This window comes from Dyella sp. 01N36 (genome assembly GCF_056399745.1).
The window spans coordinates 138,011-160,653 of sequence record NZ_JBFTRY010000001.1 but is presented as its reverse complement, the minus strand read 5'-3'; the positions used below and the strand labels follow the sequence as shown (position 1 = coordinate 160,653).

Sequence of the window (22,643 nt, the reverse complement as noted above, 5' to 3'; positions counted from 1 at the left end):
TGGGCGTGCCGTCCAGGATGCGCTCGTGCAGATGGAAAACTTGCCTCTTCGGCACGTCGTGCCTTTTGGTCGCCGACGTTAGCCCGGCCGAGGGCCGGATATCTCGCTTGCACACCGTCCCGAACGAGCGCGCTTCTCAGTAGCCACTCCGAACGAGCTCCGGATGCTCACTCATGTGAGCCAGTAAGAGACGTCAGTAGCGCGTGGAGGTTTTGGGGATGGACGCGAATGACTCCGCCGCGAGGGCTATCAATATCCGCGATGAGGCCGAAGGCCACGGCGATGGTAAGTGGGAGTACCAGCATCAGCGCTGGTTGCGATGCGAGCTTTCCTGCGCCAAATCCGACCAGCAAGTTGCTTCCAAGCGCAATGGCGGCTAGCAATATCCAGGCGGAGATAGGGATGCGATTCCACCACGCTGCCTGCGTATAGCCATCCGAATTTAGAACATCGTTCATGCCCGCTACGACGAGCGCAGTGATCGGGTCGCGGTGTTCATTTGCCGGAATCATCACCGCGCTCCACAGCTTGACCTGAAGGTCACTCTTGCGCGCGTTGATCGATGGCAGCTCATCCCGGTTTGTGGTTTCGTAGAACTCGATCCGCTGGCCGAGATAGTGGATCAGAAGTGGTCTGAGTTTCGCCGCGTCTGTGGGCGGCAACAGGTCAGCACGCACGTACTCCGTACCGATAGCATTCGCCTCGGCCTCCTCGTAATTCTTGCGTTGATCGTAGCGACTAATCGCCATCGAAAACGTAAAGCCGATGATCAGTGCCAGCAGCGTCAACGTGGCACCTTGAACGATATTGAATGCTTCGCGGATCTCCGGGTTGCCGGGTCCTCGCCACCTTGCCAGCCATACACCAAGCCGACCGGCGACCCACATACCTGCCAGGGTGACGGCTAAGACCAGGGCCGGATGGTTGATCACGAAGGTCATTCGCTTATCCCCTTGGACGTCTATGACGCGCGCCTGTAATCACCATGCTAAATCTGCCGCGAAACGGAGGTGAAGTGCGGTGGACGTTCCTGTCGTCTGGGGCACTGAGTCCCAGCGCCTGACCCTATAGAGCCGACCAGTGACTTATAAGAGTTGGGAAGAGGCAAAGGCCCGTTCGTGAACTGGTTAACTTCGAGAATCGGGTTCGTGATGATCGGACAATCCCTGTTCCGAGATATCGCGAGCCAGCGGTTGCTGTTTCTCGAAATCTCTCACCAGGCGCTCGGCAAATTCTTTGTAGACTGGCGTAGGACAAAAGAGAGAAGCGGTGGCTCGGGCGAGCAAACAACCTGCCATGATCGGAATCACCATGGCGTGGTTATCAGTCAGCTCCATCGCGATGACCGTTGAAGTCAAGGGAGCTCCGGTCACGCCCGCGAGATACCCCATCGCAAAGGAGATTTCCATGTACGACCAATCCACACTTTCCGAGTTGATCCGTTTCGCAGGCGTCGATGCAGGCGCCATCGTCATCGACGTTTACCCGGGTGATGGCGACTGGACCCGAAGCTTCTCCGACATCGTCGGTCCGGAGGGGCGGGTTTACAGCTTCGTGCCGGTTGAAGTCGCCCACTTCAAAAACGATCCGCTCGGCAACATGCGTAGGCTGGCGAAGGAGTCGGGCCGGGAGAACGTCGAAGCCGTCTCAGCGGACCTCGTGGCGATGCGGGAGGTCACGCAACCGGCGGATGTGTTGTGGTTGCATTTGTTCTACCACGACCTGCACACCGACCTGATCCAAGCCAGGGGCGCGACGGCGGCCGACTTCAATCGAGCCGTCTACGAGCGGCTGAAGCCTGGTGGCTCGTATGTCATCGTCGACCATGCGGCCGCCGTCGGGGCGGGCACTAGCGAGGCCCGGTCGCTGCATCGGATCGAACCTGCATCCGTGCGCAAGGAGGTGGAAGCGGCCGGTTTCATTCTGGACGCGGAGAGCACCATGCTCGCGAACAACGACGATTCGCATTCGGTCAAGGTGTTCGATCCGTCCATCAAGGGCGACACCGATCGCTTTGTCTATCGGTTTGTGAAGCCCTGAGAGGTTTCGGCCCCCCTGACCTTGGACTCTAATTCGTCCCGCTACTGAAAGCGGGGGACGTCGATTAGGTCAAGTTATCCAGAGCAGGGAGAAGAAGGGGCGCAACTTTCGGGATCCGCGTCCCACATAGCGCGGCCAGGCAGCACCAGTCCTCCTATCAATGAAAAAGGGTAGCCAGGATGGCAGGGAAGATCCGTCCGCAGAGCTTCCTCCGGCATGGATCCGGTGCATACCCGATCCGTTTGTGCGGAGGGTGGCTTGCGCACGGGGCGTCGCCTCAGTCACGTAGTAACCGATCCAAAGGCTATTGCACTGAAAATGGCTGACTGATCATTTTTAAGCGTCGTCATTGGCAGCGACGAAGGGATGAATCCACCTGTGGCTATCCTCGATGAGCACAGTGCCGGGCGGAGCGAGTTTATCCAAGACTAAGTCCAATGGGCGATGATAGTGCCCGCTTCCACGATGCGATTTGGGGAGTGAAGGATGACCGAAGATCCCCTCCCACCAACTGGCGGCAATTTCGGGAAGCGAACGATTCCTGTCTGCGAAGGAGTGCCAAGCTTCGAGCTTGAACCGATTCAGCGATCCCGACAGACTGCGATCACTGGAGTTGGCATATGTCGGCGGCGCTTCCCAAGCCGCCAATTCGGCGGTGCATTGAGGCCATTCCGGGTTGAAATCGTAGTGCAGCAAGAGCTTGAAGAGCTGTTGCCCGGCATGAATGTGGAGATGCTTCAGTAATTCAGCGTGTCCGGGGAGTACAAGTCCTACACCGGTACTGGCATTCAATAGCGCCACGAATGGCTTGCGGTCGAAGAAGTCGAGGTCGGCGTACCACTCACCCAGCGGATTGCTCGGCATAGGAGGCTTTGGCAGCTTGGCCGGCTGATGAAGGCGCTTCAATAATTTGGCGGTGCAACGTAACGTGATCATGGGACGATTCTAACGGTGATTGCTCGCACGGTTTCTCAGTAGCTTTGAATGCGATTAGCCCGTGTTATCGAGGGTAGGAAAGTCTTTAAGGAACAGTCGCATTGCAAGCGCAAGCGCGGCACCCGCACCTATTCCCTAAAGGAAGGCGCGACCTACACGCCAAACGCCAGATCGCTGCTCGAGGCAAGGCTTTCCGTCAAAAACGAAACAAGAGGAGAGACAAGGCTGGCGGTAGCCCCTTCTTCGCCGAGGACGACGATCTCCGTCATAGGCAGAACCGGCCAATGCTCGGGCGCGTGAAGAATTTGCATCCCGCCCTGCACGAACGATCGGCCAAGCAAAGTGATGCCGAGGCCGCCAGCAACGGCGGCCTGTACGCCCATGAGGCAATTTGACGTACAGGCGATTACCCACTCGCAGCGCACAGCGTCAAGAGACGACACCATGAGATCACGATAAGTGCATGGCTGCGGCAGCGTCACGAGTCGCGTGGGCTTCGCGAAATCGAACTGGTAGTCGGAGGTCGCCATCCATACAAGCGGCTCTCGCCAGATGACGCGACCGCGTTGCGCGTTTCCGTCTTTCTTTGCGATCACTGCATCGAGCTTTCCTGCGTCATAGCTCGCTAACAGGTCACAGCTCAATGCGGTGGTTAAATCTATGGCGACTCCGGGATAGAGACGAGAGAAGCGGGCCAAAAGTCTGGGGAGCTGGCTGGGAATGAAGTCTTCAGAAATACCTAGCTTGAGCTGTCCGACAGTGCCGGGCTCTCGGAATTCGCGCAAAAGTCGGTCGTTAAATTCCAAAATCTGTCGTGCCGCGGAAAGCAGCCGCTCACCATCTGGTGTCAGGCGAAGCGAGCGACCTGTACGCTCAAAAACCCGGCAGTCAAGTATTTCTTCCAGCCTTATAACCTTCTGGCTTACAGCCGATTGGGACCGCCCGACCACATCAGCGGCCGCAGTAAAGCTGCCGTTCTCCACGACCGCGACGAAGGCGCGCAAAAGATCAATTTCCAGGTCAGCGTAGACCACGACTTAGCTGTTTTCTTGCTGGTGGGTATTAGAACTACGCGTTTTACTTCTAAATTGCAAGATGGCACCCTAACTGCAGGGTGTAACGACGGGCCTGGCGAAGAAACGAAGGCCATTCGTCATCTTGCTGGATCGCTGTCTCTGCAGGGACGAGCGTATGGCTAGCTCCTACGTTTAACGATTCCGCCGAAGTGTTCCGGCAACGCGCGCGCGACTGACGTCCTGGCTGGACAGTGGGCTGTAGCTGCGCGTACGCAATGAGTTCTCAGAAAAGGGTGGTTGAAGCGTGACTTGCGAATGTGGCCGAGTGCTGCGTGACTTGCCGGCGGGGTGGCAAGCGACTTTTGGCGCCTTTCGGATTGTGCCGGTCCGCAAGCAGCTTCTCTTGGGTGATCGAGTTATTCGTTTGGGAGGACGCGCCTATGATCTTCTCCAGCTACTCGTGGAAAACGCCGGAGAGTTCGTTTCGAAGAGAGCACTGTTTGAACGTGCCTGGCCAAGGCTCTCGATTGACGAAACAAATTTACGCACGGCTATTGCCGCCCTGCGCCGCGCTCTTCGCGAAGACAGCTCAGGCCGCAGTTATATCGAAACTGATCCGGGGCGGGGCTATCGGCTGTCGGCGCAGGTTGTCATCGACAGCGGTAAATCGACCACGCGCAGCGCCCCGAAGCCACGATCCAGGGTGATCGGCCGTGAGCTCGTAGTTACCGCCTTAGCGGACGAGTATCCCCAGCGGAAGCTCGTAACTATTGTCGGACCTGGGGGAATCGGCAAGACCACCACGGCCTTACTTGTCGCGCAGCAACTTATCGATGGGGCGCTTTTCGATGCGTTGACCCTCGTCGATTTTTCGTCTGTGCATGAGCCGAAGCTTGCAGCAAGCACCATTCGATCGGCTCTCGATCTTACGGGAGAGCTAGAGGACGACTGGGAGGCTATTTGCTTGGCCGTCACGCATCAAAGCAGGCTCCTTGTCCTGGATAGTTGCGAGAGCGTGCTTCCGACGCTTGGCGCGGAATTGCCTGGCATTCTTGAACGTGCACCTGGTCTTGCAGTACTGGCGACTAGTCGGGAGCCGCTCGGCGCACAGGGAGAACTGGTCTGGCGACTCGATCCGCTTTCGACGCCGGCTCTCTATCTGCCCCTAACTGTCGATCAGGCGCTCCGTTACTCCGCAGTGGAGCTGTTTAAGGAGCGGGCAAGTGCGGCGGTAAGCGGCTTCCAATTGACGCTGGAGAACATACAGCAGGTTGCTGAGATCTGCCGCCGTCTCGATGGTCTGCCGCTTGCTATCGAGCTGGCAGCCGGAAGGATCGATGGGCTTGATGTGTCCGAAATGGCCACGGAGTTGACTGACTATTTTCGCTTACATATGCCTGGGCGTAGCACGGCGCCGCTTCGGCATCGCACATTGCAAGCAACACTCGATTGGAGCTACGACGCGCTCAGGCCATGTGAACAAATCCTACTGCGCCGGCTGTCTGTGTTCTGTGGGAATCTCACCGCCGAAACTGTTCGGAACGTTGTTTCCGATGGCTTGCTTGCGGCCTCGCAGGTGGCATCTCTTATGCGGACTCTCGGCACCAAGTCACTGCTGAGCCCTGGCCCTGATCTGCAATCTGAGCACTATGTCTTTCTAGGAACCACGCGGGCCTATGCGCTCGAAAGACTGCAAGAGGCAGGGGAAACCGAAATATTTGTGCCTCGCCATGCCCGGTTTGTCATCGAGCTTATTCGAAGCATGACCGAATCCACTGATCGTGCAGGGTCCAAGTGGTTGATCTTCTGTGCGCGCACGATCGATGAAGTCAGGTGCGCGCTTGAATGGTTGTTGGGGCAGCCTGGCATGCACATGTTGGCGCTGGAACTGGTTCTGGTTGCGCTTCCGCTGTGGCAGAGCCTAGGTTTGGGAACCGAATGCCTGACGGTCATTGCACGACTGCGAAGCACGCGCGACTTTGAAGCGACGGCCGGAGACATGCTGCGCTTGGCCATGACACGTTGCACGATCCTGATGAATCGTGTTGCCGGCTCCGAGGACCTGTATGAGAGCTGGATGGAAGTGTCCGACATTGCCGGAGGGCTCGCTGATCCGCGCGAACATTTGCGAGCGATCTATTCGAGGTTTGTTGCTGCCTGGTCGCTGGGGCGTTTACAGGATGCGCTGGGAAGTGCGGTCAGCCTTGGTCGGGCTGCACAAGCGGACAGCATGGACCGTTTCGAACCTGTGGCCGACGTTTTAGTTGCGATGGCCCAGTTTCAACTGGGGAACTTCACTGCAGCCGACGGCTCGATTGAGCGCGCTCTGCGGGCGCCCGACGCGCTGACCGCTGCAGGATTCGAACTCAACGAGGCTTTTGATTTAGTGAGCGTGGCGCTTACCCGCCGGGCATTCATGCAGGCAGCGCGCGGAGATCTTGCCGGGGCCACCGCCATCGCGGCGAGCAATCTGGAACGAGCGATCAGGCTTCGGCACGATGCCACCATCTGCCATGCCATTGGCGGCGTCTCGGCCTGGGTGGCTATCGAGGCAGGAGACTTGGAGACCGCAAGCCGCCTAGGCAAGCTGCTCGCCGAGCACGCGACTCGTGCGGGGCTGGATTTTTGGCGACTAGTGGCTGATTGCATCGAGGCGGTAGCCGAAGAGTCACGGATAGGTAAGGCCGCCGTCATTGGGACGCTACAACAACTCGCCGGCCGCCTCCATCAAACCTGGTACGGAACTATCCGACTGATCACTGCGCACCTTCTGGCGAGAGCCTTATTGGATGCCGATCGTCCACATGAGGCGCAGATTGGATTGGACGAGGCCATAGCTTATTGCCTGCGCACCGGGGAGCGGTGGTGCTACCCCGTTCTCCTTGCGACACGGGCCGAGTCAAGGTTTAAGCAAGGAGGCGCGAATTTCGAAGTGTTCGAGACTGAGTTTAGCTCGGCGCTCGATATGGCGCAGCGTGCGGGAGCCAACCAGTGGGCGGACTTGATTGCTTCAACAATGTCTCGCTGCAAGCAAGCATGACGTAGAGAAACCTTTGCAGCCTTCCGCAAAAGCAAATATTCACAACTCCTAACGTGCATCGGCGCGGTGACGAGGCTACGTTGCCGGGTCCCGTGACAATCGTGTTCCGCTCGGAATCACTGACGAGGTTTCGAGTATCCCGTGGACGTCACGCACACATTGCTCCTGAGACGTCGGTTTCAGGACGGAGGCGATATGGCGGCCAGCTCAGTATCGGGTGAGCACAACGAGRCGACTGAAATCAGCTTTGGCCCATTCCGTCTCAATCGCTCGCATCGCCAACTCTATTGCGGCGAAACTGTCGTTCCGCTTGGTTGGCCGTCCTATCGCGTGCTCGAGGTGCTGCTGGATCATGCTGGTGAAACGATAGACGGGCGAACCCTGACACAGGCGGTTTGGGGCTCGCTCAATGTCGAGGAATCAAATCTACGCGCAGCAGTGGCGGCGCTTCGACGCGCGATGACAGATGCAGGCTGTGAGCGCCCCTATGTGTTGACGGTGCCCAGGCGCGGCTACAGCTTCTGCGAACCCGTGTCCATCCAGGCTTCTGCGGCAGCGCGCCGCGTGCTGCCGGCACCTCGCGTTGCCGTGGTCGGGCGGGACATTTTCGTCGCGGAGCTCGTCGAGGATCTGCGGACCAGTCGGCTGATCAGCGTGGTCGGCGCGGGCGGTGTGGGTAAGACAACAGTGGCACAGGGAGTCGCGCAGATGGCCCTGGAGCGCGGATGCGTGGATGACGTCGCGTTTGTCTGCCTCGATACAGTTGAGACAGGCGCGGGCTTGCTAGATGTCTTTCTCCGGGATCTCGGCATCAACGCGCCGGGCGACAATCCGTGGGCCGACCTGGAGAGCTTCCTCGACAATCGACGCATGCTAATCGTCGTGGACAACTGCGATCACTTCATCGAGAGCGTCGCGCCGGTAGTCGAAGAACTCTTGTCCATCGCACCTAACGTCCGCGTGCTGTGCACCAGCCGAGCGCCCTTGCGCGCGGCGGATGAGCGACTGCGGCGTCTGGACGGTCTGCCGGTGCCGTCCGAGGCAGAGGGCTTGACCGCGGTACGTGCACGCAAGTTTGCGGCGGTAGAGCTTTTCGTGGAGCGCGCCACGGCCAGCAATCGGAGCTTCCGGTTCACGGACAGCTCTGCACCACGTGTGGCCTCGATCTGTCGATGCCTTGACGGTTGTCCGCTGGCGATCGAAATCGCTGCAGCGCGCATGGATGCGTTTGATCTGCCGGCCCTTGCCCAGCTGATCGAAGGCCCTGTCAGGCTACAAATGCTTGGCCGCGCCAGCGCGTCACCCAGGCATCGCTCGTTGGCTGCAGCGCTGGATTGGGGCTTTGAAACGCTGACAGTCGATGAGCAGATCGTTTTGCAGCGTTTAACCGTGTTCAGAGGAACATTTACATTCGAAGCCGCGCGGCAGGTCGTCGGATTCGGCGAGATCAAAGCAGTCGAGGTCAGCGACGTGGTAGCTCGGCTGTTTTCAAAGTCTCTGGTTGCCGCAAGCCGCGAGGGTATCCAGGGGCGTCGTAGACTCCAACATACCGTCCGGATTTACGCTGCGGAGAAACTTGACCACAGCGGCGAGCGGGCCCAAGTCGCGCGGCGACATGCAGCCTACTACGGGGCCATCCTCACCGCTGCTCGGAGCAGGGCGGATCTCAGGAGTCCGTCCGACTGGTATCGGGCATACCGCGCCGACTTCGAGCAGTTTCGCGCTGCGCTTGAATGGGCTGGCTCGTCTGCTGGTGACGACGAGATATATATGTCCCTGTCGCTCGGGGTGCTTCCCTTGTGGGATCGGCTTGGCCTCAAGGGTGACAAGCCCGAGCTGCCGGCGCTACAGAAGGCTGCTTCCGCGAGGCAACTACCCGTCCGGGAATATCTTCTCCAACTGACCGCTACGAAGCTTCGCGAGGCCGGCATGGGTGGCTTCACCGTACAGGAACTCATGGCCGAGGCCGGCTTGCGCCCCAACGCTTTTCGCAGCCATTTCAGTTCATGTGACGAATTGATCGTCGAGGCGCTGCGCTCTGTTGGCGGCTGGCTTAAAGAGCGGATCGAGGAGGGGAGTGTAAGGGGCGACGCGACACTGGCACGCACTGCAAGCGAATTTCTCACGCCACATCATCGTGACAATCCGGGCACGGGTTGCGCGACAAGCGCGCTTCTGTCTGATCTCGGGCGGGGTTCAATAGCCGTTCGCGCCCATTGCACCGAGCATCTGCAGAACGAAATCAAGCTATTGGCCGGGATGCTGGGTGACCAGGCCGACCCGTTGGTCCGCGAAAAGGCATGGCTGTCCTACGCCGCGATGGTCGGGGCAATCGGTCTCTCTCGCGCCGTCGACAGCATTGCGCTTTCCGATGAGATTCTTCAAAGCGTCGAATCGGCATTGAGCAGGGCGGGAGAGCGCCGATGAAGAAGTGCGAGCAGCCGGGACAGTGCACTAGATAGATCGACCGCCTCGAAGACGGGCCTATGGAGGGTGGAAGTTATTTTTTTAGATAGTCCGCGGTCCCATCGATCCAGTCCTGCCGTTGGGGCGCGAAGATGTCGATGTCGATCGTCTCTTCCGTGATCACAAACTCGTGCGGGACGTTTGGAGGAATCACCATCAGATCGCCGGCGTTCATGACGTACTTCTTGCCTCCGGAATAAACCTCGGCACGACCTTTCGTGATCCAGGTAATCTGTTCGTTCGGATGGTGATGAAGCGGCACCACCGCGCCCTTCTTCATGGTCCATACGACGAAGGTACTCTGAGCGCCGTAGATGACCTGGCGATCTATCAGCGGCGAGACGTGCTCCACTGGCTGATCGGCCAGGCCATACAGCACTGGGGCCTGCCCCATGTGCAGGCTAACCTGAGGTTGAATGCCTCTGCCCGGCGCCTCTTCAGGTGCTCGCGTAGGCGCCGTAAGGGAATCGGCCATCGCCGCTTCGAAGTTCAAGCTCATGGCCGTGATGGCGAGAGCCCCTGCAATATGACGCCAGCGACGCTGGGCAGAGGAAACGGCGGGCATAAATGTCACCTTTCTTAGTTCGGGAAGCCGTGCTTGGTTGGCGATACGGGCATTGACTTAGCCAGGTTCGTCGAGCGACATCTTGAGCAGCTGGATCGGTTGCGCGATGCGCGACTTGCCGCCATGAAACATGGCCGCTCTATCGATCTGCGGCACGGGCAGCCAGATGACCCTGTGCTCGTCGATAAAGGGCGCATCGACCCAATGCAGCCTAGGGTCTTGAATGATCGTGATGATGACACCGTCGGCGGCGCGTCGTTTCTTTAGCGCGTTCTCCGCCAGGTCGCTGAAATAGAGGTCTCCATTGGCGTCCATGACCGAGCCACCCATCGGCGGCAGGTCGGCCCATGGCTCAACCTTGCTCGCGATGTCCTTGGGCGAAACAGCGGGGTCGTCGAGAAAACGCGTCTCGAGACGCGACCACGGCCCCTCCAGGGGGCCGAAATATAGCCAGTGTCCATCGGGCGATACTTCCAGCGGATCGGTGTTCACCTTCAAGGGCTGGCCGTTCGGTGCCTTGAGCACGTCGCCGTCCAGAATGATGTCCCGGCCACCGGCCGTGGTGGATGGATGGCCATCCAATACGCGGCGTGCGTCACCTGTCTTCAGATTGAGGACAATCAACCCTGGGCGCCCGGCATCCGTCAGATAGGCTTGGTTGCCGTGAAACCGGATGTCGTCGACGTAACTGCCGCTGCCAATCGCCGTCGGGCCAAATCGAATCACCCGGGTCACGCGACCCGACTTAAGGTCGATACGCACGACCTTGGCTGCCTCTGGCAAGGGTTCGCCGCCAAATGCAGGCGTGCCTGTATCGACCACCCATAGCCCGCCGCTGTGATCGCGATGCAATGCGTTGACGTTGACGAAGACGTCGCGCGGATCATCGCCCGGTCGCCACGCATTCCAGTCCGCGTCGGGGTAAGGCTGAGGGACCCCATGCTGGTCGAGTTGGGCGACCGCAGGACCGTTTGAGCCGCTCCATCGTGGTCCGGCAACGAACACGCGGCCGCTATCAACTACCACGGCATTCCAGACCATCGTCCGGGTTTCGGCCGCGACGATGAGCTTTGGCGATGAAGCAGAACCGGTGGGTGAAGTCATGATAGCGGCCGAAAATAGCAACATGGAAGCGGTGCGCATAACTGCCTCCGTTAGACCTAGAAGCCCGATAGCACGACCTTGCCGATCGAGCGCGAGCTTTCGATCAAGGCGTGCGCGCGCTTGAGGTTGCCTGCATTGATTGGGCCGTAATTCTCTTTGATCGTGCTGCGCAAGACGTCCGCGTCGACCAGGTCAGCGACCTCATTGAGAATGTGGCCCTGGCGCGCCATCGACGGCGTCTGGAAACGCGAGCGGGTAAACATCAGCTCCCAGTGCAGCGCCAGGCTCTTCATCTTAAGCTTATTGATGTTCGGCGGGGTGGCGGGGTCGTCGATCAGGCCAAGATGCCCTTCAGGCGCCAGCAACTCCACGATCTCGTCGAAATGTTGTTCGGTGTGAGTGAGGCCCATCACATAGGTCACTCCCTCTGGCGCGATGGCACGAACCTGATCCACCAGCGGCTTGGTGTGGTCGATGACGTGGTGCGCGCCCATGCTTTCAACCCAGTCTCGCGTATCCGGCCTTGAAGCCGAGGCAATCACGGTCAAGTTAGTCAGGCGGCGGGCTAACTGGGTGGCGATCGAGCCAACGCCGCCGGCACCACCAATGATCAGCAGCGAGCCTCGTTCGCCGCCCTTGCCATAGTCGACGCGAAAGCGATCGAACAGCAGCTCCCATGCAGTCAGCGAGGTGAGCGGCAATGCCACCGCGTTTGCGTAATCGAGCGAACGGGGCTTTCGGCCGACGATGCGCTCGTCGACAGCATGGAACTGCGCATTCGCTCCCTGGCGGTCGAACGAGCCGGCGTAGAACACCTCGTCGCCCGGCTTGAACAGAGTGACTGCGGAACCGACGGCATGCACCACGCCAGCTGCATCCCAGCCCAGCACCTTGAGTTCGCCGTTGGGGTCGATGCTGGCGCGCACTTTGACGTCCGCGGGATTCACCGAAATCGCCCGCACCTCGACGACAAGGTCGTGCGGTGCGGGTTCGGGCATCGGCAATTGGACGTCGATCAGGCTTTCAGGATCTGAGATCTTCAGAGACTTTCTATAACCGATAGCCTTCATCACTGCTCTCCGGTGGCTGTGCTTGCGATTGGCAGGTGCGTTTGTGTCGACTACGCAGGCTCTGCATATCCCGCGCGCGACCGAAGGTCGGTGGTCGCAGTATGCGCATCAACCTCCGACCACCAAAGTGAAGTCTTGTGAAAACTTGTGTGGCGAATAGAAGCGCGCACCGCATTTGATGAGTGTCGTTCACGGACAGATCACGCTGGATTGTCTTCCACGCGAATTCACAACTTGCTACGCGACTTCACCAGTGACTGTACTTAAGGTCCCTCGTACGACCCTACAGTTCGGAGAGGGAAGCATGGACAACCTGGTGAAATCCATCCGCGCCCGCGCGGTTCATGTGCCGCTGCGACGCCCGGTGATTGCGGGAATCGGCCGTTTCGATCAGTGGCCACTGGTACTTGTTGACCTAGAAACCAGCGGCGGGATCGTGGGCCATAGTTACATTGCGCCTTACCGCGCAGCGGCTGTTCCAGCCATTGTGCGGGAACTGGAGGACTTGGGTGCCGCCCTCAAGGGCCGCGCGGTAGCTCCTTTCGATATGTTTCAGGGCGACCTCAAGGCGCTCAATGTGGTTGGTGTGACCGGCATTTCAATGATTGCCACATCAGCGATAGACATGGCCGCATGGGATGCGCTTGCTAAGGCCGCGGGCGTGCCGCTTGCGGTGCTTCTCGGCGGAACGATCGGACCTTTGCGGGCTTACAACAGCAACGGGTTATGGCGGCATGAGGTGTCCACTCTGGCCGCCGAGGCGCGCACTTTGGCCGAAGAAGGCGGCTTCCGCGCCATGAAGCTAAGGCTTGGCAACGAACATGTCGTCGATGACATCGCCGCGATCAGGGCCGTACGGGACGGCATTGGCGACGCCATCGATCTGATGGTCGATTTCAATCAAGCACTGGGCCTGGGCGACGCTATCCGTCGTTGCCACGAACTTGATGACATGGGTCTTTACTGGTTCGAGGAACCCATCGCCTACGACAACGTTCATGGCTACGCGCAACTTGCCAATAAAGTTCGCACACCGCTTCAGATGGGCGAGAACTACTACGGACCACGCGATCTTTTCACCTTCCTTGCTGCCGGCGGCGTGCACTACGCCATGGCCGATCTCATGCGTATTGGTGGGGTGTCGGGCTGGCTGCGTGCCGCAAGCATTGCCGGCGCCGCCGGAGTTCAGTTTTCCAGTCATCTCTATCCGGAGATATCCGCACATCTGATGCGCGTCACTCCGACGGCTCACTGGCTCGAATGGGTGGACTGGGCAAGCCCCATCTTGGCTGAGCCGATGATTCCTGTTGGCGGACAACTTAGCCCGTCGACACAGCCCGGAGTCGGCATCGCATGGAACGAAGCTGCCGTCGCGAAGTATCGCGTCGAGATCTAAACCTCGCGATGCCATCACCACTTAAGCGAACTCTGGAGAAAGTAGCCATGGCCTATGAATCGATCAACCCATCGAACGGCGAGGTAGTGAAAACTTTTCCGCAAATTTCCGATACTGACCTCGAGACGGCACTGACCACCGCCCACATCTGTTACGAGACAGACTGGCGGCATCGGGCAATTGCCGAGCGCGCAAAGATCGTCTCGGCGGCTGCGGCCAAGTTACGTGCGAACGCGGAGCACTTCGCTACGCTGGTCACGCTTGAGATGGGCAAGCTAATCGCAGAGGCTCGTGGTGAGGTCGCGCTGTCGGCCGACATTCTTGACTACTACGCTGAGCGCGCCGAGCGCTATTTGACCCCGCAGCCGATCCCGGAGTCGCCGGGCTCGGTCGTAGCGACCAAGCCGATCGGCGTCATCCTTGGTGTTGAGCCTTGGAACTTTCCTTATTACCAGCTCGCACGCGTGGCCGGTCCGCAGCTAATGGTGGGCAACACCGTGATCATTAAGCATGCCAGCAGTGTGCCGCAATGCGCTGCCGCGTTTGCGTCCCTATTTGATGATGTCGGTGCGCCAAAGGGGGCTTACACCAACATCTTCGCGAGCACGGATCAGATCGGACGGCTGCTCGATGATCGTCGCGTGCGTGGCGCGACGGTCACCGGCAGCGAACGAGCCGGCGCGGCCGTGGCGGAACGCGCAGGTCGCAACCTCAAAAAATCCGTGATGGAGCTCGGCGGCAGCGATGCGTTGATCGTGCTGGAGGATGCTCCGATCCAGCCCACGCTCGACAACGCCATCTGGGGCCGAATGAACAACACAGGTCAAAGTTGCGTCGCTGCCAAGCGCGTGGTGGTGGTCGGCCACGATCGAGGCAAGCTGTTCCTCGACGGTCTCGCTGAGAGGATGAGTGCCTTGCGCGCTGGCGACCCGACTGATCCCGATACCACGCTTGGCCCCGTCTCGTCTGAGGGCGCGATGAAAGGTTTGCTTGGCCAGATCGAGATCGCCAAGGCGCATGGCGCGCGTGTCGTAGTGGGCGGTGGCCGCGTGGCCCGACCTGGTTTCTATGTCGAGGCAACTATCCTGGCGGACATCGACAAGTCGAACCCGATTTACGTGCAGGAGCTATTCGGTCCCGTCATCTCGTTCTATGTCGTCGAGTCGGAGGCCGAGGCCATCGAGCTCGCCAACGGCACTCCGTTCGGCCTCGGCGGCTCCGTTTTCACTGCAGATCTCGACCGCGGTCGCCGCGTCGCCGAACAGATCGAGAGTGGCATGGCCTTCGTGAATCATCCGACCTGGACCGCGCCCGAGTTGCCCTTTGGCGGCATCAAGAACTCGGGCTACGGCCGCGAGCTGTCGGAACTCGGCTTCGGCGAGTTTGTGAATCGCAAGCTGATCGCCGTCTCTCCAGTCGGCGCACCGCCTCCTGGCGTCTCGGCGGCGGGCTGATCCAGGTTTCCTCTTGAATTGGAGAGCAAAATGACGACGGTACGCGAAGCGTTCTTCGATGTCGCCCGCGAACTAGGGCTGACCACGATCTTTGGCAACCCCGGCTCGACCGAGGAAACGCTCCTCAAAGATTTTCCGCCAGACTTCCGATACGTACTGGCGCTCCAGGAAGCGCCTGCTGTCGCGATGGCGGACGGTTACTCGCAGCGAACGGGACGTGCGGCTCTGGTTAACCTGCACACGGCCGCAGGCATGGGCAATGCGATGGGGAACATCGAGAGCGCCTGGTACAACCGCGCGCCGCTCATCATTACGGCGGGCCAGCAGACGCGCCAAATGCTGCTGCTTGAGCCGTATCTGACAAACACGCAACCGACCGAGCTGCCGAAGCCGTTTGTCAAATGGGCCTATGAACCGTCGCGCCCCGAGGACGTGCCCGGCGCGCTGATGCGGGCCTACGCCATGGCGGTGCAGCCACCAGCCGGCCCGGTCTTTTTGTCGATCCCTATGGACGACGTCGACAAGCCCGCGATCATGCCTGAGATCCGCTCGATCGGCCGCCGGCTCGGCGCCGATCCGAGTTTCCTCGCGAATCTGGTCGACGCCCTCAATGATGCTAAGTCGCCCGTGCTCGTCATGGGTGGCGCGGTTGATCAGAGCGACGGCTGGGAAGATGGCGTGCGGCTGGCCGAGCGACTGCGCTGCAAGGTTTGGGCGGCGCCTGGGGAAGGGCGGCCGGGTTTTCCTGAGACCCATCCAGCGTTCCAAGGAAGTTTGCCAGGGGCGATCGGGCCACTGTGCGATCACCTTGCAGGACACGACGTTATTGTCGTCATTGGCGCGCCCGTCTTCCGCTATTACCCCTATGTCGAAGGCAATTACATCCCGACGGGCTCCCGGCTCTTCCATATTACCGACGATCCGAATGAGGCAGGGCGCGCGCCGGTAGGTGAGAGCATCCTCGCTGACCCCGCTCGCGCCTGTGCGGTGCTTGCGGACCTTGTCAGCGAGCCGAAGCGACCGGCGCCGACCCCGCGGCCTCGACTGGCCGCTCCGTCCGATCAGTCGATCATCACGCCCGATCGGCTTTACTACGCCATCGACCAGGTGCGACCAGACGACAGCATCATCGTCCAGGAGTCCATGTCGTCGCTTAAGGCACTGCGGCAGCGGTTGCCGACAAGCCAAGCGCGTTCGTTCTTCTCCATGTCCAGCGGTGTACTGGGTTATGGCCTGCCGGCGGCGGTCGGCGTGGCGCTCGCCGAGCGCGACGAGGGGACGGACCGCAAGGTGATCGACATCGTGGGCGACGGTGCGGCCAACTACGTCATCCAGGCGCTCTGGACCGCAGTACAGCACAAGCTCGACATCCTTTTCATCATCCCGCGCAACGGTGCCTACAACATTCTCAAGGCTTTCGCGAATCAGCTCCATACGCCTGGCGTTCCTGGGCTGGACCTGCCGGGCCTCGACTTCGTTTCCTTGGCGGCTGGTTACGGTTGCCCAGCCGAACGCGTGACCGAACTCTCCACGCTGGACAACGCCCTTCAGCGCGGAATCGCTACCCCAGGACCACACTTAATCGAGGTCCTCGTGGACCCGACTGTGCCGCCGCTCTTGTAACCTATCAGTGAGGATTTGAACTCATGAGCCAGCAACCCTTCGTCCAGAATCATCGTCAGCTCACCTATGCAGGTGCTGCCGTCGCTCTCGCGGCTGCCGTTGCTCGGTCTCGCGAGATCAATGCACCCGAATGTATCGCCGTGGTTGACGCCGGCGGCAACGTGCTGGCTTACGGTCGGGTGGAGGGTGCGGCCGTGCTTGCAATGAAGCCATCGATCGCTAAGGCGCAAACTGCCGCCTCGCTTGGTATCGCCACGGGCCCGATACCGTTTGAGTTCGGCGTCAACCTTGCCACAGCGAGCCAAGGCGACATCACCAATCTTGGTGGCGGCTTGCCTATCACCGTCGACGGTGTGGTGCTTGGTGCGATCGGCGTCGGCTCCGGCACTACAGAGCAGGACCTCGACGTCGCCGAGGCTGGTCGAGCCGCGCTGCTTAAAGCACTGGGCGCAAAATAAACGTAGGAGGTGCCTATGAAGACTTTCGTTCCGGTATTGGCGCTTGCAGCCTTGGTTTGTATCAGCGTCTCAACTCAGACCATCGGAGGCTCTATGAGCAATAACGCACTCCCTGCCGAGCGTGCGATCGGCCAGATCGAGCCCGTTGCGCACTTCTCCGACGCCATGCCAACCGGTGTCGCGGTGTCAGCGAAGGGGCGCATCTTCATCAACTACCCGCGCTGGGGCGATGATGTTCCGTTTACGGTTGCGGAGATCCGTGACGGTAAAGCGGTGCCGTTTCCTAACGCAGCAATCAATGCCTATGATCCGAAGCACCCAGGTACGACACTCATCAGTGTTCAGAGCGTGGTGATCGATCCAAGGGATCGGCTCTGGATCCTCGATACGGCCGCCCCGGGCTTCGCCGAACCCAAGCAAGGTGGCGCCAAACTCATGGCCGTCGATCTCACGACCAATCAGGTTGTAAAGACGATAGTGTTGCCCGCGAGCGTAGTGCTCAAATCAACCTACGTGAATGATGTGCGGTTCGATCTGCGCCAGGGTAAGGAAGGCGTCGCTTACATCACCGACTCCTCGGTCACTGGCCCGGGCGCAATCATTGTGGTCGATCTTGCGACCGGTGAAGCCTGGCGGCGGCTGAGCGGCCATCCCTCGACCATGCCGGATCCCTCCTTCGTGCCCGTCGTCGAGGGCGAGCGCTTGGCCGTGAGGGAAGCAGGCAAGGCACCGCAGCCCTTCGCGGTCGGCTCCGACGGCATCGCGATCTCGGCCGATGGTGCCACGCTCTACTACTGCCCATTGTCGAGCCGACATCTTTATGCGATTCCGACGAAAGTGCTGCTTGATCGTGAGGCTAGCGCGCAGACATTGGGCGCGGCCGTCGTCGATCTAGGCGAGAAGGGAGCATCGGATGGCCTCGAGGCGGACGATAAAGGGCGAATCTATGCTGGCGACTATGAGCGCAACAGCATCCGTCAGCGCCAGACGAATGGGGAGTGGAAAACGATCGCCCATGACCCGCGTATTCTCTGGCCGGACACGATGTCGGTGGGTCCCGATGGTTACCTCTACTTCACGGCCAACCAGCTCCACCGTCAGGCTCAGTTCCATGAGGGTAAAGACGAGCGCGTGRAGCCTTATACGCTCTTCCGAGTGAGGATCGATGCCGGCCCCGTCCTGCTGAAGTGAAGCGTAGCGATCGTCTGGATACATCCCAGGCGATCGACTTCGCATCCGCAAAATCGGTGCGAGACGGCTACGCGAATGCCGCGTTCGTCTCCGTCGTTACAAGATGCGATCCGGCCGACGGGGCGGCGTTACCACGGCAACCGCTGGTGCGCGTGCTTGGGCTGACCGTAGAAGTGGCCGCGCCTCTGAAGGCGCGGATGACGGAGGAGCTTATGTGTGACGGGAGGACAGGGGCCGGCGTCGTAGAGCACTCGTCATCATGCTCAGATGGAAAGACGTCGAACGATTTATGTGCGTCGCTGATCATAATGTTGGCGGGTGTTTTTGCCCTCCACGTGAAATCCAAAAACTTCCTCAAGCACGCGATGGCTCCCCACTTCGGTGACTATCAGCTTATGCTCGGGGAGCAGACCAAGAGCCTCTTCGACATGACCGATGCCATCGCGGAGCGTTGCTGCCATCTCGGTGGGATGACGCTCCGCTTCATCAGGCATGTCGCTCAGCTCACGCGCACAACCGACCAAGACGCCGGCTCGGCGCTTACCATTGAGGCACTGGGTGAGCTTCGAGAGAACAACCAACAACTTATCGGTGCGATGAGAAACCTCCATGCAACCTGCGAGAAGCGTGGCGACAGCAAGACAGTCGGCCTCCTAGAGACGTGGATCCACGAAATGGAACGCCGCGCGTGGGTTCTCCCAGAGATCACTGAGTGGCCCGCCAGCTGATTTAGCTATGAACGGAGACGGTCTTATGCCGAATATCGCGGCGAACACGAGACCTCGGTCGCGATTTGGCGCGGTCCTCGCTGCGCTGCTCTCGGCTGTTTTCTTCGGCCTCAACGCTGTCGCCTCCAAATTGCTGTTTGCGCCGAGCGGCCATTTCGACGCCACGGCTCTCTTCGTTGCTCGGGGATTTTGGTCGATTCCCTTGTTCCTTGGCCTCGCGGCAATCACGTGCCCGCGGCCATTCCCCAGACTTTCCGCAACTCAGATCGTCTTGCTCATCTTCTGCGGTGCGGCTTATGGTCCGGGCACCAACGCGCTTTCCGCCTTGGGCGCGAGCCAGACAAGCGCCGCTCATGCGGTACTTCTCATGAGCATGTTCCCGCCACTGGCGGCCGTACTTGCTGCCCTCGTGTTGCGAGAACGCCTTTCCAGCTTGCGTATCCTCGCCATCGCAGTCGGCATGGCAGGGGCGGGCATCCTCACCGGATCAAGATCTGGAAGCGGATCTTCTATGCAGGGTGATGCCATGATCGCAGCCTTCATCTTCACTTGGGCGCTGCTGACCCTTGGGATCCGCAAACTCGATGCGAGGTTACCCCCGCTGTTCGTAGTGGGAGTGTTTGGGGCGATTGGCGGGGTGATGCTCGCCGTCATCGGGTTAGCTGTTGGGCAGTTCGATGCAGTCCTGATTCCGATCCGGCATCGCGACTTGGCCACGATCATCTGGTTCGACGTCGAGCTGGTCCTGTGCCTTTCGCTTGTTGGCCAGCTTCTCCAGGGCATTGCCCTCAAGGCACTCAATGTGGCGCTCGTCGTGGCACTCACATCCTACGGTGCGATCGCGGCCGGCATGGCTGCATCGGTGCTACTGCTTCGAGAGAGCTTGTCGCTTCAGGAGATCATCGCTGGCATCTTCCTTGTCTGCGCGCTGGCCCTCTCACTCATTCCTGATGCAACGCTATCCCTTGTGTTCAAACGCGGCGCTCCGCCGAGTCATTCGCAGGAATCCGGGAGAAATTGCGGAGATGATCGATGAGGCGACATATCGTCCTTTTGAGTCACAGCCCAGGCCTCTCCATCAATTCTTAGCCGCCGAGCTCAATGCGGTGTGATTAGGGCTGGCTATCGCGGCTAGCCTGTGTGAGCGGGCCATGAGGCACGCAAAGGCCAAAACCAAATCTTAGGCCATCTGATCGTTTTAGTCGTGCGGGATTAGACGGCCGCAACTCGCCGCAAGGTGGGCAGTTTTCTCATCGGTGCCGACTACTGCGCGAGGTCCCTGCGCCCCCACTCTGACTGTGAAAGCAGTAGCAAATTTCCAGCCGCATCGGTAAGCCAGGTTGGTACCAGGTTGGGCGGCACATACCAGTCAGCGTCCTTATCCATGCCAGGAGTCCAAACTGCGAGGTGCGTTCTGAGCATCGCGGCAAAGTCGACTTGTGTCCATGCCTGAAGATAACCATGGCCCTGTCGAGCCTGCGAACTGGCCTTCCTGCGGCGCCGGCCGCTCTGCATTCGGCTGGCCGTAGTCGTCCATCGAATGCAGAGTCCGGCTCACGCCGTTGTCTGTGTCGCCAAATCTGCCCGCTGTTCCGATCAACCCGTCGGCGTGGGATAACGAGCTAGCATTGGTCCGCTATCGACCCATAGGGGGCGCGGACAATTGCAAGGGCGGGGCGCAGTCAGCCTTCTGCCGGCGTCAATTCGCCTCGATTAGGTCAAGTTATCGCGGGTAGGGGGAGGAGATCTCTTTGGCCAAAGAAGAGCGGACGTTCAAGTGGCCGCGCATCGAGGCTGATAGCCTGCGTTTGTGCGCAAAGTAATCTAAAGCGCAATTCGCCGCCGGACGGTATAGTTGCAACTACTGTGCAGTGCACATCGTCATCGCCCTAGCATCGTGTTCATATGACCAACTGGCAGCTCACCGAACCACACAGGGCAGCGCTCGATGAGACACTTCAAATCTGTGCTGACTATCTGCGCGCTCTACGGTTTGCCACGGGCGACACATGGCGAGATCCGACATATCACGACAACCACTTGCTTTCCTATCTGGCACAGGACTTCATTGAGTCCGCGTTAGCCATCCCTTTGCTTGCCCAGCAAGGCATACAGAATGTGGCATTGCGCGAAGCTCGCTTTATTTTGGAGGCGCACATAAAGCTATGCTACGTGCAGCAACAGGACTACAGGAGCAACATCCAAAGCAAGCTTGATTCCTTCGAAAGGGTGCTCGATTCCTCGAGTATTTCAATTAAGAAGGACATCGAGCTTCATCTCATTCCTGAGCAATCACGCGCATCCATCCAGGAAGAGACGGGGCGTCTTTACGGTGCAACATCGAATTACGTCCATCTTACTCGCTCTCAGATTGACGAGCGCATTGGACGAACAGATGCTGGGCACACCGCGGGTTACGAGAGCGTTGCGGATATTTTGCGACTCAACAACGTCTTGGCTAGAGTCTTTGCCGCATCGCTCGTGTTCCTCTTTCACTCAGTCCCACCGTACGTACCCGCCGATTGGTTCGTCGAGAGCGACGGCTCTACCATCGGCTGGTATTTTGCGAAGTCTCATTTCATGGGATTGCTCGACGAGAGCTTCGACTACAAACATGAGCGACAAGGACGCCTTCCCGAAATTCGCGCGGCAAGAGCGGCTGCCATCGTCTTCTGATAACTCCTGCGCCCTGCGAGAAAGGCAGGCACGCTTACTGCGTTACATCGACTAGATGATGGAGGTCCTTATGGACGGCGAGACGCTCCAACTTGTTGGATTTCTGTCGCACGGTGCCAATGAGGTATTCGAAAACGCCAAAGCCCTTTACGGCGAGGCAACCCTTCTTGCAGACGAAGGGTGCTGGGCACGCGCACTCTTCTTGCACCAGATATCTCTGGAGGAGTGCGCAAAGATCGAAGTACTTGGCGCTGCGGTGACAGCGACCCTCCTAGGGCACGACATTGAAGTTCCGGCTCTTCAAAGAGCTTTTAGCAGGCACGAGCGGAAGAATCGCATAAATGCCTTCTCTCTTCCGGCCACGGCAGCTGAAGATGATGCGCGCAAATCGGGTGACCTGAAGGGCTCTCGGCAAGCGTTCAAAGAGCTCCAAGACGCGTTTCACGAAGAGTCAAACAATGACAAGAATGGCGCGCTGTATGTCGATCTTCGGAAAGAGTTCACCTCTCCTCTTCATCGAGTTTCCGAGGAGATGTTTCAGAAGGTGAGGGCTCTGAATGACACATTCCTTGGGCTGAGCCAAACAAAGATTAACTTGCTATATCGATGGTCTGAAGATTGGGCTTCTGCGGCCAAAGAAGCTGGGTTGATGGTTGAAACGCTGGACCTTCCCAGTCTGAAGTTCGACGGAGGTCAGTCGTTTTCCGAATTGGCCGACGAAATGATTCAAAGGATCAAGGGTATGGCCCACGGCATGAAGGGAGGGGTCGAGAAGGACAACCGCTGACGCGGAAGTGCTTTTGGCCCAGTTCTGCCGCAGACACAAAGCGGATCACTAATCACGACAGAGCACCATGGATATCATTCTGGGTGGCCTGCT

The 22,643-nt window shown here is 59.4% G+C and carries 19 protein-coding genes; 12 read left to right on the top strand and 7 right to left on the bottom strand.

Annotated elements, in window-relative coordinates; translation table 11 throughout:
• Window positions 1-167 precede the first annotated feature (167 nt).
• A complete protein-coding gene (locus AC1DMG_RS00685) occupies window positions 168-941 on the bottom strand; it encodes a bestrophin-like domain (protein WP_477164871.1) in 774 nt (257 codons plus the stop codon).
• 186 nt (window positions 942-1,127) lie between these two features.
• Window positions 1,128-1,409 (bottom strand): chloride channel protein, encoded by a 282-nt coding sequence (locus AC1DMG_RS00680; RefSeq protein ID WP_477164872.1) that lies wholly within the window; start codon window positions 1,407-1,409, stop codon window positions 1,128-1,130.
• On the opposite strand from AC1DMG_RS00680, the gene AC1DMG_RS00675 reads away from it, so the two are divergent.
• A complete protein-coding gene (locus AC1DMG_RS00675; protein ID WP_477164873.1) occupies window positions 1,408-2,040 on the top strand; it encodes a class I SAM-dependent methyltransferase in 633 nt (210 codons plus the stop codon). The two genes, AC1DMG_RS00680 and AC1DMG_RS00675, sit on opposite strands and share 2 nt — an antisense overlap.
• 336 nt (window positions 2,041-2,376) lie before the next feature.
• Here AC1DMG_RS00675 and AC1DMG_RS00670 read toward each other — a convergent pair whose 3' ends face one another.
• Both AC1DMG_RS00670 and AC1DMG_RS00665 read right to left on the bottom strand, forming a co-directional pair.
• Complete coding sequence (locus AC1DMG_RS00670; protein WP_477164874.1) at window positions 2,377-2,976, bottom strand: DUF6933 domain-containing protein; 600 nt, start codon at window positions 2,974-2,976, stop codon at window positions 2,377-2,379.
• A 152-nt stretch (window positions 2,977-3,128) separates the two neighbouring features.
• Window positions 3,129-4,010, bottom strand: coding sequence for a LysR substrate-binding domain-containing protein (locus tag AC1DMG_RS00665; protein ID WP_477180090.1), 882 nt, complete (start codon window positions 4,008-4,010; stop codon window positions 3,129-3,131).
• Window positions 4,011-4,317: 307 nt separating this feature from the next.
• Here AC1DMG_RS00665 and AC1DMG_RS00660 point away from each other — a divergent pair, with 307 nt between their 5' ends.
• Window positions 4,318-7,032, top strand: coding sequence for an ATP-binding protein (locus AC1DMG_RS00660; protein WP_477180089.1), 2,715 nt, complete (start codon window positions 4,318-4,320; stop codon window positions 7,030-7,032).
• Between the two features lie 195 nt (window positions 7,033-7,227).
• Window positions 7,228-9,459: a winged helix-turn-helix domain-containing protein gene (locus AC1DMG_RS00655; RefSeq protein ID WP_477180088.1), complete on the top strand. Its 2,232-nt coding sequence runs from the start codon at window positions 7,228-7,230 to the stop codon at window positions 9,457-9,459.
• Between the two features lie 73 nt (window positions 9,460-9,532).
• Here AC1DMG_RS00655 and AC1DMG_RS00650 read toward each other — a convergent pair whose 3' ends face one another.
• From AC1DMG_RS00650 to AC1DMG_RS00640, 3 genes are read right to left on the bottom strand one after another with little or no spacing between them, the layout of a single operon-like run.
• Entirely contained in the window at window positions 9,533-10,063 is a 531-nt protein-coding gene (locus AC1DMG_RS00650; protein WP_477180087.1) for a cupin domain-containing protein, read from the bottom strand.
• 57 nt (window positions 10,064-10,120) lie between these two features.
• Window positions 10,121-11,206, bottom strand: a complete 1,086-nt coding sequence (locus tag AC1DMG_RS00645; RefSeq protein ID WP_477180086.1) for an SMP-30/gluconolactonase/LRE family protein — start codon at window positions 11,204-11,206, stop codon at window positions 10,121-10,123.
• A gap of 17 nt (window positions 11,207-11,223) precedes the next feature.
• Window positions 11,224-12,237, bottom strand: coding sequence for a zinc-binding alcohol dehydrogenase family protein (locus tag AC1DMG_RS00640; protein ID WP_477180085.1), 1,014 nt, complete (start codon window positions 12,235-12,237; stop codon window positions 11,224-11,226).
• Window positions 12,238-12,541: 304 nt separating this feature from the next.
• Here AC1DMG_RS00640 and AC1DMG_RS00635 point away from each other — a divergent pair, with 304 nt between their 5' ends.
• From AC1DMG_RS00635 to AC1DMG_RS00595, 9 genes are all read left to right on the top strand, one after another.
• Window positions 12,542-13,633 (top strand): enolase C-terminal domain-like protein, encoded by a 1,092-nt coding sequence (locus AC1DMG_RS00635; protein WP_477180084.1) that lies wholly within the window; start codon window positions 12,542-12,544, stop codon window positions 13,631-13,633.
• 47 nt (window positions 13,634-13,680) lie between these two features.
• A complete protein-coding gene (locus AC1DMG_RS00630) occupies window positions 13,681-15,087 on the top strand; it encodes an NAD-dependent succinate-semialdehyde dehydrogenase (RefSeq protein WP_477180083.1) in 1,407 nt (468 codons plus the stop codon).
• 30 nt (window positions 15,088-15,117) lie between these two features.
• The gene (mdlC, locus tag AC1DMG_RS00625) at window positions 15,118-16,710 is read left to right on the top strand and encodes a benzoylformate decarboxylase (RefSeq protein WP_477180082.1); all 1,593 of its coding nucleotides are present in this window, start codon (window positions 15,118-15,120) and stop codon (window positions 16,708-16,710) included.
• 23 nt (window positions 16,711-16,733) lie between these two features.
• Window positions 16,734-17,168: a GlcG/HbpS family heme-binding protein gene (locus AC1DMG_RS00620; RefSeq protein ID WP_477180081.1), complete on the top strand. Its 435-nt coding sequence runs from the start codon at window positions 16,734-16,736 to the stop codon at window positions 17,166-17,168.
• A 15-nt stretch (window positions 17,169-17,183) separates the two neighbouring features.
• Window positions 17,184-18,359: an L-dopachrome tautomerase-related protein gene (locus tag AC1DMG_RS00615; RefSeq protein WP_477180080.1), complete on the top strand. Its 1,176-nt coding sequence runs from the start codon at window positions 17,184-17,186 to the stop codon at window positions 18,357-18,359.
• Entirely contained in the window at window positions 18,356-19,087 is a 732-nt protein-coding gene (locus tag AC1DMG_RS00610; RefSeq protein ID WP_477180079.1) for a Dps family protein, read from the top strand. Before AC1DMG_RS00615 ends, AC1DMG_RS00610 begins: the two co-directional genes overlap by 4 nt.
• Window positions 19,088-19,112: 25 nt before the next feature.
• Window positions 19,113-20,123, top strand: coding sequence for a DMT family transporter (locus AC1DMG_RS00605; protein WP_477180078.1), 1,011 nt, complete (start codon window positions 19,113-19,115; stop codon window positions 20,121-20,123).
• Window positions 20,124-20,992: 869 nt separating this feature from the next.
• Window positions 20,993-21,763 (top strand): hypothetical protein, encoded by a 771-nt coding sequence (locus AC1DMG_RS00600; RefSeq protein WP_477180077.1) that lies wholly within the window; start codon window positions 20,993-20,995, stop codon window positions 21,761-21,763.
• Window positions 21,764-21,833: 70 nt separating this feature from the next.
• On the top strand, window positions 21,834-22,550 hold the full coding sequence (locus tag AC1DMG_RS00595; RefSeq protein ID WP_477180076.1) for an AbiV family abortive infection protein: 717 nt from the start codon (window positions 21,834-21,836) through the stop codon (window positions 22,548-22,550).
• Window positions 22,551-22,643 lie beyond the last annotated feature (93 nt).

Excerpts from the sequence above, each read along its gene's own strand:
- AC1DMG_RS00635 (WP_477180084.1), top strand. The coding sequence starts at position 12,542 with ATGGACAACCTGGTGAAATCCATCCGCGCCCGCGCGGTTCATGTGCCG.
- AC1DMG_RS00595 (WP_477180076.1), top strand. The coding sequence starts at position 21,834 with ATGGACGGCGAGACGCTCCAACTTGTTGGATTTCTGTCGCACGGTGCC.
- AC1DMG_RS00675 (WP_477164873.1), top strand. The coding sequence starts at position 1,408 with ATGTACGACCAATCCACACTTTCCGAGTTGATCCGTTTCGCAGGCGTC.
- AC1DMG_RS00680 (WP_477164872.1), bottom strand. The coding sequence starts at position 1,409 with ATGGAAATCTCCTTTGCGATGGGGTATCTCGCGGGCGTGACCGGAGCT.
- AC1DMG_RS00650 (WP_477180087.1), bottom strand. The coding sequence starts at position 10,063 with ATGCCCGCCGTTTCCTCTGCCCAGCGTCGCTGGCGTCATATTGCAGGG.
- AC1DMG_RS00670 (WP_477164874.1), bottom strand. The coding sequence starts at position 2,976 with ATGATCACGTTACGTTGCACCGCCAAATTATTGAAGCGCCTTCATCAG.
- AC1DMG_RS00685 (WP_477164871.1), bottom strand. The coding sequence starts at position 941 with ATGACCTTCGTGATCAACCATCCGGCCCTGGTCTTAGCCGTCACCCTG.
- AC1DMG_RS00600 (WP_477180077.1), top strand. The coding sequence starts at position 20,993 with ATGACCAACTGGCAGCTCACCGAACCACACAGGGCAGCGCTCGATGAG.
- AC1DMG_RS00620 (WP_477180081.1), top strand. The coding sequence starts at position 16,734 with ATGAGCCAGCAACCCTTCGTCCAGAATCATCGTCAGCTCACCTATGCA.
- mdlC (WP_477180082.1), top strand. The coding sequence starts at position 15,118 with ATGACGACGGTACGCGAAGCGTTCTTCGATGTCGCCCGCGAACTAGGG.
- AC1DMG_RS00630 (WP_477180083.1), top strand. The coding sequence starts at position 13,681 with ATGGCCTATGAATCGATCAACCCATCGAACGGCGAGGTAGTGAAAACT.
- AC1DMG_RS00640 (WP_477180085.1), bottom strand. The coding sequence starts at position 12,237 with ATGAAGGCTATCGGTTATAGAAAGTCTCTGAAGATCTCAGATCCTGAA.
- AC1DMG_RS00645 (WP_477180086.1), bottom strand. The coding sequence starts at position 11,206 with ATGCGCACCGCTTCCATGTTGCTATTTTCGGCCGCTATCATGACTTCA.
- AC1DMG_RS00605 (WP_477180078.1), top strand. The coding sequence starts at position 19,113 with ATGCCGAATATCGCGGCGAACACGAGACCTCGGTCGCGATTTGGCGCG.